Annotated in this window: 2 protein-coding genes; both read right to left on the bottom strand. The window is 41.3% G+C overall.

Annotated features, from left to right (window positions below; genetic code table 11):
* Positions 1 to 96: 96 nt before the first annotated feature.
* The gene (locus V9L20_RS27215; protein WP_026113687.1) at positions 97 to 996 is read right to left on the bottom strand and encodes an IS3 family transposase; all 900 of its coding nucleotides are present in this window, start codon (positions 994 to 996) and stop codon (positions 97 to 99) included.
* A gap of 11 nt (positions 997 to 1,007) precedes the next feature.
* Positions 1,008 to 1,325 (bottom strand): transposase, encoded by a 318-nt coding sequence (locus tag V9L20_RS27210; RefSeq protein WP_014479904.1) that lies wholly within the window; start codon positions 1,323 to 1,325, stop codon positions 1,008 to 1,010.
* Between the last annotated feature and the right edge of the window lie 80 nt (positions 1,326 to 1,405).

Genomic DNA, 1,405 nt, shown 5'->3' with positions numbered 1-1,405 from the left:
CGGGTTAACCCCCTAATTTTGGACACATACTACTCTTAGCTCATTATTTCATAGAATTGCTCTTTATTTTAGGTGAGGCAAGAAAATCATCCTGCCTCATACTCTCACTTCTTTAATCGTTAGCTCTTCTGTTTGGTTTCGTTGATAAAATTCATTTGGTGCTAAATCTAAAATACTCGAATGGATTCTTCGATTATTGTAGAAATCCATGTATTCAGCCACCTCATGATACGCATCTGCGTAGGAATGAAAAGCGAACCGCCTCAAACATTCATACTCTAGTAATCGGTGAAACGACTCGATATGGGCATTCATATTCGGTGTTCTCGGCGGAATGCGTTCATGTTCGATGTGGAACGTTTCACATGCTTTCTGAAACGCTAGAGAAATAAATTGTGGACCATTATCCGTTCGAATGACTGGCTTTGTTTCTCTTTCAAATTGCTGACGCTTAAACAAGGCACGCTGCACGAGTTGGCCAGCGTCGTGTCCGGTACAATGTAAACCAATATGATAATCAATGATGGAACGGTCATATACATCAATGAGCGATAGAATAAAGAAGAAACGCTCTTCACCTTCGATGTAGCCGTATTTAATATCTGCTTCCCACAGCTGATTCGATTCAGTGATGATCCGGTTCCTCGCTAATTTTCTTGGATAGTGGAACTTCACTTCTCGCTGTGGCTGTAGGATATCGAGTTCCTTACATAATCGGTACACTTTCTTTTTGTTAATCTGTAGCGCATACTCGCTTCGAAGGCGGAGGCACAACTTTCGATAGCCATAGACACCGGCTTCACCTGAGATGAGTTCCATCAGCCATTCCTGTATTTGTTCATCCGGTATTTTTTTGCCGTTCTTAGTGAGTGAATAGCCCGGAATGGGTCTGCCCTCACTTACTGACTTTTCTTCTTTCTTGTATTGATAATAGTACGTAGAAGGAGAAATCTCTAAAATCTTCAGGACTTTACGGACGGCATAACCTTTCGCAATCCACTCATTCGCTATTTCAAGCGTTTCAGTAAGTGAGGGTTCTTCTTTTTTAGTACGTCACGGAGAATGGAAATTTCTAAATCTTTTTCGCCTAACAGCTTTTTAAGCTGGTCATTCTCCTCCTCCAACTGTTTGATCCCTGAGGGAGAAACAATATCTTGAATGCCGGAATGATCTAGATTGCCTTTTTCCTGAAAAGCTTTTACCCATTTGCTTACGAGATTTGGACTGAGCTCGTGACGTCTCGCCACCAAAGCTTTATTGCCTGTTTCAATTGCTTCTTGTACCACCTGTTGTTTAAATTCAGCAGAATGTTTTCGTCTTTGCATCACAAAAGCCCCCTTATTTGGCAACCTTAAGTATAAAACCACTCTTAGTAGGTGTCCAAATTCATTAGGGGGCTAAATAG

It is taken from the genome of Variovorax sp. CCNWLW225, from assembly GCF_037204045.1.
GTDB lineage: Bacteria > Pseudomonadota > Gammaproteobacteria > Burkholderiales > Burkholderiaceae_C > Variovorax.
Note: the sequence above shows the minus strand (reverse complement) of the source record. Positions and strands in the feature narration are given on the sequence as shown.

Coding starts and splice junctions, on each gene's coding strand:
- V9L20_RS27210 (WP_014479904.1), bottom strand. CDS start 1,325: ATGCAAAGACGAAAACATTCTGCTGAATTTAAACAACAGGTGGTACAA.